The 9,786-nt window shown below is 70.0% G+C and carries 2 protein-coding genes; both read left to right on the top strand.

What is annotated here, in order from left to right:
• The coding region (locus ABTZ59_RS36515) for a type I polyketide synthase (RefSeq protein ID WP_503003865.1) at positions 1-6,099 on the top strand (6,099 nt) is incomplete at its 5' end.
• Between the two features lie 85 nt (positions 6,100-6,184).
• The coding region (locus ABTZ59_RS36510; RefSeq protein ID WP_351425515.1) for a type I polyketide synthase at positions 6,185-9,786 on the top strand (3,602 nt) is incomplete at its 3' end.

The following is a 9,786-nucleotide window of genomic DNA, read 5'->3' as shown; positions in this document are numbered from 1 at the left end:
CTGGCCTGGGGACTGTGGGAAGGCACGGGCGGAATGGGCGGTGAGCTGGGGGAGGCCGACCTCGGCCGTATCGAGCGCTCCGGCATCCGAACCCTCACCCCCGCCCACGGCCTCACTCTCTTCGATACCGCTCTTCGGACCGACCGGGCCCTGCTCGTTCCCGTCCCGCTCGACCTGGCCACGCTCCGCAAGCGTGACCGCGTCCTCCCACTCCTGCGCGCACTGATCACCACGTCCCACCGCCGCCCCACCACCGGCACCACCGCGCACACAGGACAGGGCGGCTCCTCCCTCGCCGACCGGCTGACGGGGCTGGAGCCGGCCGAGCAACAGCGGATGCTTCTCGGCCTGATCAGTACGCAGGCCGCCGCCGTTCTCGGGCACACCGGCACGGCGAGTGTGGAGCCGAGTCGCGCGTTCCGTGAGCTGGGCTTCGACTCGCTCACAGCCGTCGAGTTCCGTGGCGCGCTGATGAAGGAGACCGGCCTTCGGCTGTCCGCGACCGTGGTCTTCGATTACCCGACTCCGGCAGTCCTGGCCGAGTTCCTGCGGAGCGAGCTCGTCGGCGCTCAGACGGACGCTGACGGCACCACGGGGAGTTCACTCGTCGCGGTGGCGGAGGACGAGCCGATCGCGATCGTGGGGATGAGCTGCCGTTACCCGGGCGGGGTCGCATCCCCGGAGGACCTGTGGCGGCTCGTGGCCTCCGGCACGGACGGGGTCTCGGGTTTCCCGACGGACCGCGGCTGGGACCTCGGCACCCTCTTCGACGAGGACCCGGATCACCGCGGCACGTCGTACGCCACCGAGGGCGGATTCCTGCATGGCGCGGCGGACTTCGACGCGGACTTCTTCGGGATCTCGCCGCGTGAGGCACTGGCGATGGACCCGCAGCAGCGGCTGCTCCTGGAGACCGCGTGGGAGTCCTTCGAGGACGCGGGCATCGACCCGCAGCAGGCCCGCGGCACCCGTACCGGCGTCTTCACCGGCCTGATGTATCACGACTACCTCTCCCGGCTGACCTCCATCCCGGACGGCCTGGAGGGATTCCGCGGAACGGCGGGCGCGGGCAGCGTTGCCTCGGGGCGTGTGTCGTACCTCTTCGGCCTGGAGGGGCCCGCGGTGACGGTGGACACCGCGTGCTCCTCGTCCCTGGTGGCGCTGCACCTGGCGGTGCAGGCGCTGCGGCGCGGCGAATGCACGCTGGCGCTCGCCGGCGGCGTCGCGATCATGTCGACTCCCGACACCTTCATCGACTTCAGTCGGCAGCGCGGCCTTGCGCCCGATGGCCGGTGCAAGTCCTTCGCCGACACCGCCGACGGCACCGGCTGGGGCGAGGGCGTGGGCATGCTGCTCGTGGAGCGGCTGTCGGACGCGGTACGCAATGGCCATCGCGTCCTGGCGGTCGTACGCGGCTCGGCCGTCAATCAGGACGGTGCCAGCAACGGCCTGACCGCCCCCAACGGCCCGTCCCAGCAGCGGGTGATCCACCAGGCTCTGCAGAGCGCCGGCCTGACGACGTCGGACGTGGACGCGGTCGAGGCCCACGGCACCGGTACCAAGCTGGGCGACCCGATCGAGGCGCAGGCACTCCTCGCCACGTACGGCCAGGACCGTCCCGAGGACCGTCCCCTGTGGCTGGGCTCGATCAAGTCCAACATCGGCCACACGCAGGCCGCCGCGGGCGTGGCGGGCATCATCAAGATGGTCATGGCGCTTCGCCACGGGACCCTTCCGCGCACCCTGCACGTGGACACGCCCTCGTCCCAGATCGACTGGACCACGGGAGCCGTCCAGCTCCTCACCGAGGAACAGTCCTGGCCGCAGACGGAGCAGCCCCGCCGAGCGGGCATCTCCTCCTTCGGCATCAGCGGCACCAACGCCCACGTCATCCTCGAACAGGCACCGGACACCGCCAATCCCATTCCCGCTCCAGATCTCGATCCCGAATCCGAGTCCGGGTCGGTGGCGGTGGATGGTGGTCTGGTGCCGTGGGTGCTCTCGGCGCGGTCGGTGGAGGCGTTGCGGGCTCAGGCTGCGCGGCTGCTGGAGTTTGTCGAGCAGCGGCCTGGACTGCGTGCGGCGGATGTCGCGTATTCGTTGATGGGCCGATCGGTGCTTGAGCATCGGGCGGTGGTGGTCGCGGAGGATCGTGCGGGGTTGCTGGACGGTCTTGACGCGGTTGCGGGGGAGCGGCGTTCTCCTGGTGTGGCGCGGGGGGTGGCTGCTGCTGGGCGTGAGCTGGCGGTGGTGTTCACGGGTCAGGGCAGTCAGCGGCTGGGGATGGGCCGTGAGCTGTATGCGGCTTTCCCTGTGTTCGCCGAGGCTTTCGAGGCTGTGTGCGCGGAGCTGGACGCTCTGCTCGGGCGGAGCTTGCGGGAGGTGGTGTTCGAGGGGGGTGAGCTGCTGGACCGGACGGTGTTCACTCAGCCCGCGTTGTTCGCGGTTGAGGTTGCGCTTTTCCGTCTGGTCGAGTCCTGGGGCATCCGGCCCGCCTTCGTGGCCGGCCACTCCGTCGGCGAGATCGCCGCCGCGCATGTGGCGGGCGTCTTGTCGCTGCGTGATGCCGCTCTGCTGGTTGCCGCGCGGGGCCGGCTCATGAACGCCCTGCCCGAGGGCGGCGCCATGGTCGCCGTTGAGGCGGGCGTGGATCAGGTGGCGCCTCTGTTGGTGGACGGGGCGGCCATCGCGGCCGTCAACGGTCTCCAGGCCGTTGTCGTCTCCGGCACCCAGGAAGCCGTGGCCGAGGTGACCGGGCAATTCCAGTCATCCGGTGTCCGCACCAAGGAACTGCGGGTCAGTCACGCGTTCCACTCGCCGTTGATGGACCCGATGCTGGAGGACTTCCGCACGGCCATCGCGGACGTGTCGTTCGCCCCGCCCCAGATCGGTTTCGTCTCCGCGCTCACCGGAACCCTCGTCACGGACGAGGCATGCACACCGGACTACTGGGTCAGGCACGTCCGCGAAACGGTTCGTTTCACCGACGCCGTGCACACCCTGAAGGCCGAGGGCGCCTCGGTATTCCTCGAACTCGGCCCCGACGGCGTACTCACCGCCATGATCCAGCAGATCCTGCCCGATGACAGCACCACCATCGCCGTCCCGGTCCTCCGTCGCGACCGTCCCGAACCCCACACCGCGGTGACCGCGCTCGCGCATCTCCTGGCACAGGACGCGGTCACCGATCGCACCGCGTTCTTCACCCACACCGATACCACCCGCGTCGACCTGCCCACCTACGCCTTCCAGTACCAGCCCTACTGGATTCACGAAACCGGCGCTCCGGCCGATGCCGAATCGGCAGGCGTGGACTCGGCCGATCACCCGCTGCTCAGTGCTGCGGTTGCCCTGCCGGACTCCGATGGCTTTCTCTTCACGGGCCGGCTGTCGCTGCGCTCGCATCCCTTGTTCGCCGGTCACCGGGTGCTCGGCAGGGTGGTGGTTCCGGGGGCGGCGCTGGTGGAGTTGGCGGTCCGGGCCGGTGACGAGGCGGGCTGCGACACCCTCGACGAGTTGAGTCTCGAAGCTCCGCTCGTTCTGCCCGACGACGGTGGGGTGCAGGTGCGCGTCGTGGTCGCGGAGGCGGACAGCCAAGGGCGGCGTACGGTCACCCTTTTCTCCCGCATGGAGGACGCCGACGAGGGCGCGCCCTGGGTCCGGCACTGCACGGGTGAGCTCTCCTCCACCGCGCGTCCCGCCGAGGACGCCGACGGTGACCTTTCGGTGTGGCCTCCGGTGGGCGCCGAGCCTGTGGAGACCGATGGTCTGTACGGGTCGCTGGCCGAGGTCGGACTTGCGTACGGTGACGCTTTCCAGGGGCTGACGGCTGCCTGGCGGTTTGGTGATGAGGTTTTCGCGGAGGTCGCGCTTCCGGAGGAGGCGGTTCAGGACGCGGGTCGGTATGGCCTTCATCCGGCGCTCCTGGATGCGGCGTTGCACGGGATCGGCCTGGGTTCGTTCGTCTCGGGCGAGGAGGGGGCGGGGGCGCGACTGCCGTTTGTGTGGTCGGGTGTGTCGCTGTATTCGGTCGGGGCGTCCTTGCTGCGCGTACGTATTGCTCCGGCGGGTACGGACGCGGTCGCGCTGACGCTGGCCGATTCCACCGGCCGTCTTGTGGCGCGGGTGGAGTCGCTTGCCCTGCGGCCGGTGTCGGCGGAACAGCTCGGCGGCCGGAGCGGCGGCGCGAGCATTCGTGATGCGCTGTTCGGGGTTGATTGGGTCGATCTGCCGGTCGCGGAGGGCCAGGTGTCCACGGATGGTTGGGCAGTGCTGGGTGGTGCCGAGGGCACGGGTGTGGGTGTCCGGGCGTTCGGGGATCTGGCTGGGCTGGTTGCCTCGGTCGATGTCGGGGGTTCCGTCCCGGATGTGGTTGTCCTGCCTGTCGAGAGCAGCTCCGTCGATGGCGCGGTGGACGCCGGGCAGGTGCGCGAGACGGCCAGGCAGGTGCTGGCGATCGTGCAGCGGTGGCTGGTGGATGAGCGTTTCGCTGGTTCACGTCTGGTGGTCGTTACCTCGGGTGCGGTGGCGGCCGAGGCCGAGGAGCCGGTGCGGGACCTGGGCGCGGCCACGGTGTGGGGTCTCGTGCGTTCGGCGCAGGCCGAGAACCCCGGTCGGCTGGTCCTCGTCGATGCCGACGCGGACGACAGCGCCGCCTGGGCGCAGCTTCCCCTCGCCCTGACCACCGATGAGGGACAGTTCGCCCTGCGCTCTGCCGGAATCCGCGTGCCTCGCCTGGTGCGTGCTGTTGTGGGTGAGGGCACGCCTGTCGACTTCGGTACGGGATCGGTGTTGGTGACCGGTGGCACAGGCGGTCTGGGTCGCCTGCTTGCCCGGCATCTTGTCACCGAGTACGGCGTGAGCGATCTGCTGTTGACCAGCCGCCGGGGCATGGATGCTCCCGGTGCGGCGGAACTGGTGGAGGAGCTCGCGGAGTTCGGTGCCCGGGTGAGGGTGGCGGCATGTGATGTCGCCGACCGGTCGGCCGTCGCTGACCTTTTGGGCTCCCTGCCCGCCGGCCGGGGTCTGTCGGCGGTGGTGCATGCAGCCGGTGTGCTGGATGACGGTGTGTTCGGTTCGCTGACCGCCGAGCGAATGGACATGGTCCTGCGTCCGAAGGTCGACGCGGTCTCGCATCTGCACGAGTTGACGGCCGGTCTGGATCTGTCGGCGTTCGTTGTGTTCTCGTCGGCTGCTGGTGTCTTCGGTGCTGCGGGGCAGGCCAGTTACGCCGCCGCCAACAGTTTCCTGGACGCGCTTATGCATCACCGGTGTGCCGCGGGTCTCCCGGGCCTGTCACTGGCCTGGGGACTGTGGGAAGGCACGGGCGGAATGGGCGGTGAACTGGGGGAGGCCGACCTCGGCCGTATCGAGCGCTCCGGCATCCGACCTCTCACCCCCGCCCATGGCCTCACTCTCTTCGACACCGCTCTTCGGACCGACCGGGCCCTGCTCGTTCCCGTCCCGCTCGACCTGGCCACGCTCCGTAAGCGTGACAGTAACCCTGCTCTGCTACGGGCGTTGGTCGCCGGATCGTCGCGGCGGACCGCCACCACCCGTACCCGCACTGGTACCGGTCCCGGCGCGGAAGCCGCTCTGCCGTCGCTGCGGCAACGGCTCCTGGCCCTGCCGCAGGCCGAGCGCGAGACGGCGCTGCTGGATCTCGTACGTACTCAGGTCGCGGCCGTGCTCGGCTACACCGGACCCGACGCGGTCGCGCCCGAACGAGCCTTCCGTGAGCTCGGCTTCGACTCGCTCACCGCCGTCGAACTGCGCAACGGCCTCGTCAAGGAAACCGGCCTCACCCTGCCCGCCACGCTCGTCTTCGACTACCCGACGCCGGCCCTCCTCACCGCGTACCTGCGGCCGGAATTCCTCGGGACGGACAGCGACGACACGCTGTTCGAGCAACTCGATTCGTTGGAGCGGGCGATCGAGGGCATCGCCCAGGACGACGAATCCCTCCGGGCGAAGACGCTGGCTCGCCTGCGCGCGCTGATGCCGAAGCTGGCGACGGCGGAGACCGACGACCGGGAAGTCGAGTCGGCGACCGCCGACGAACTGCTCGATCTGATCGACAAGGAATTCGGCTCGCTGTAACCACGGCAGCCGCGGCTGCCCGCCCCGCCCCTTGCTCGCATGACTTTGCTTTGAATCACAGAATTTCTTTGAAAGGCGACAGTCGATGGCTGACGAATCGAAGCTTGTTGATTACCTCAAGCGGGTGACGGCTGACCTGCGTCAGGCCCATCGGCGTCTTCGTGACGTAGAGGCCGAAGCGACCGAACCCCTCGCTATCGTGGGGATGAGCTGCCGTTATCCGGGTGGGGTCGAATCCCCGGAGGACCTATGGCGGTTGGTGGCTTCCGGTACGGACGGGGTCTCGGGTTTCCCGACGGACCGCGGCTGGGACCTCGACTCCCTCTTCGACGAGGACCCGGATCACCGCGGCACGTCGTACGCGGCCGAGGGCGGTTTCCTGCATGGTGCGGCGGACTTCGACGCGGGTTTCTTCGGGATCTCGCCGCGTGAGGCGCTGGCGATGGATCCGCAGCAGCGGCTGCTCCTGGAGACCGCGTGGGAGGCCTTCGAGCAGGCCGGTATCGACCCGCTGTCCGTGAAGGGTTCACAAACCGGCGTCTTCACTGGCCTCATGTACCACGATTACGCGACACGGGTCGCCGACGTACCTGAGGAGCTGGAGGGCTACCTGGGCAACGGCAGCGCGGGCAGCATCGCCTCCGGGCGGATCGCGTACGTCCTGGGGCTGGTCGGGCCCGCGGTGACGGTGGACACGGCGTGTTCGTCGTCCCTGGTGGCGCTGCACCTGGCGGTGCAGGCACTGCGCCGCGGCGAATGCACCCTGGCACTGGCCGGCGGTGTCACCGTGATGTCCACCCCCGGGACGTTCGTGGAGTTCAGTCGGCAGCGCGGCCTTGCGCCCGATGGCCGGTGCAAGTCCTTCGCCGACACCGCCGACGGCACCGGCTGGGGTGAGGGCGTGGGCATGCTGCTTGTGGAGCGGCTGTCGGACGCCGTGCGCAACGGTCACCGGGTCCTGGCGGTCGTACGCGGCTCGGCGGTGAACCAGGACGGTGCCAGCAACGGTCTGACCGCCCCCAACGGCCCGTCCCAGCAGCGCGTGATCCGCCAGGCTCTGCAGAGCGCCGGCCTGACGACGTCGGACGTGGACGCGGTCGAGGCCCACGGCACCGGTACCAAGCTGGGCGACCCGATCGAGGCGCAGGCACTCCTCGCCACCTACGGCCAGGACCGTCCCGAGGACCGTCCCCTGTGGCTGGGCTCGATCAAGTCCAACATCGGCCACACGCAGGCCGCCGCGGGCGTGGCCGGCATCATCAAGATGGTCATGGCCATGCGCCACGGCACCCTTCCGCGCACCCTGCACGTGGACACGCCCTCGTCCCAGATCGACTGGACGACCGGCGCCGTCCAGCTCCTCACCGAGGAACAGTCCTGGCCGCAGACGGAACAGCCCCGCCGAGCGGGCATCTCCTCCTTCGGCATCAGCGGCACCAACGCCCACGTGGTCCTGGAGGAAGCACCACCGCAGCCCGAGCCCGAGCCCGACCCCGAATCCGAGCCCGGGACCGCCAAGGACACGGCTCCTCGCGCCCTGCCCGAGGTGCTGCCCTTCGCCGTGTCGGGCGCGACCGGCGAGGCCCTGCGCGGCCAGGCAGCACGACTGGCGGCCTTCCTCGGTGATGCTCCGGAGACCGGGAACACCGGGAACACCGGACGCACCCCGGAGACCCTGGAGACCGATCTCGCGTACTCGCTGGCCACCACCCGCGCCGCCCTGGAGCACCGCGCCTTCGTCGTGGCCGCCGACCGCGACGAACTGCTCCGTGGCCTCCAGGCGCTGGCGAACGGCGACACGGCCGCCGGCGTCGTCCGGGACACCCAGACGACCGGCGGGACCGCCTTCCTCTTCACCTTCCAGGGCAGCCAGCGTCCCGGCATGGGCCGTGAACTCTACGAGACCTTCCCGGTCTTCGCCGCCGCCTTCGACGAGGCATGCGCCGAACTGGACAAGTACCTGGACCGGCCCATCCGGGACATCATCTTCGCGGCGGAAGGATCACCCGAGGCCGAACTCCTCGACCGGACCGGCTACTCCTCGCCCGCCATCTTCGCTCTCGAAGTGGCGCTTTACCGGCTCCTCGACCACTGGGGCATCCGCCCGGACATCGTGTCCGGCGGCTCCATCGGCGACTCCGCCGCGATCCACGCCGTAGGCGTCCTCTCCCTCCCGGACGCCGCGAAGCTCGTGGCCGCACGCAGCCGGCTCATGAACGCCCTGCCGCCAGGCGGCGGCATGGTCGCGGTCGAGGCCCCCGAGGAGGTCGTACGAGCGGCCCTCGACGAACTGTCCGGCCGGGTGAACATCGCGCTGATCAACGGGCCCCAGGCGTTCGTGGTCTCCGGCGACGAGGAACTTGTCGTTGAGCTCGGGCGCCGCTGGAAAGCCGAGGGATACCGGATCAAGAGGATCAGTGTGGGGCACGCGTTCCACTCCCCGCACATGGACCCGATGCTCGACGACTTCCGCAAGGTCGCGGAGACCCTCACCTTCCAGCCGCCCCGCATCCCCATGGTCGACGCGCTGACCGGCGACCTGATCAGCGCCGACGAGGTGTGCTCCCCGGACTACTGGGTGCGGCACGTCCGGGAAGCGGTGCGGTTCTGCGACTCGGTGCGCACCCTGGAGGCCAAGGGCGTCACCACCTACCTGGAGGTGGGGCCGCTCGCCATGCAGAGCCTGATGGCCCGCGACTGCCTCACCAAGGAGACCGACACCGCCCTCGTGCCGGCCCTGCGCCGGGACCGTCCCGAGGTGTGGTCGCTGCTCACCGCCGTGGCCCACCTCCACACGCGAGGCGTACGCGTCGGCTGGCAGGCATTCTTCGCGGACCTGCGCCCCGGCGGCGTGCTCGACCTCCCGACGTACGCGTTCCAGCGCGACCACTACTGGATCGACGCCCCGGCCCTGTCGGGCGGCGCCCTGGCCGGACCCGAACTGGGCCTCAGCCTGGCCGATCACCCGCTGCTCGGTGCTGCGGTTGCCCTGCCGGACTCCGACGGCTTCCTCTTCACGGGCCGGCTGTCGCTGCGCTCGCATCCCTTGTTCGCCGGTCACCGGGTGCTCGGCAGGGTCGTGGTTCCGGGGGCGGCGCTGGTGGAGTTGGCGGTCCGGGCCGGTGACGAGGCGGGCTGCGACACCCTCGACGAGTTGAGTCTCGAAGCTCCGCTCGTCCTGCCCGACGACGGTGGGGTGCAGCTGCGCGTCGTGGTCGCGGAGGCGGACAGCCAAGGGCGGCGTACGGTCACCCTTTTCTCCCGCATGGAGGACGCCGACGAGGACGCGCCCTGGGTCCGGCACTGCACGGGTGAGCTCTCCTCCACCGCGCGTCCCGCCGAGGACGCCGACGGTGACCTTTCGGTGTGGCCTCCGGTGGGCGCCGAGCCTGTGGAGACCGATGGTCTGTACGGGGCGCTGGCCGAGGTCGGACTCGTGTACGGTGACGCTTTCCAGGGGGTGACGGCTGCCTGGCGGTTTGGTGATGAGGTCTTCGCGGAGGTCGCGCTACCGGAGGAGGCCGCACAGGACGCGGGTCGGTATGGCCTTCATCCGGCGCTCCTGGATGCGGCGTTGCACGGGATCGGCCTGGGTTCGTTCGTCTCGGGCGAGGAGGGGTCGGGGGCGCGACTGCCGTTTGTGTGGTCGGGTGTGTCGCTGTATTCGGTCGGGGCGTCCTTGCTGCG

Origin of the sequence: Streptomyces sp. NPDC094034 (genome assembly GCF_040303865.1) — a bacterium.
Lineage (GTDB): Bacteria > Actinomycetota > Actinomycetes > Streptomycetales > Streptomycetaceae > Streptomyces.
Note: the sequence above shows the minus strand (reverse complement) of the source record. Positions and strands in the feature narration are given on the sequence as shown.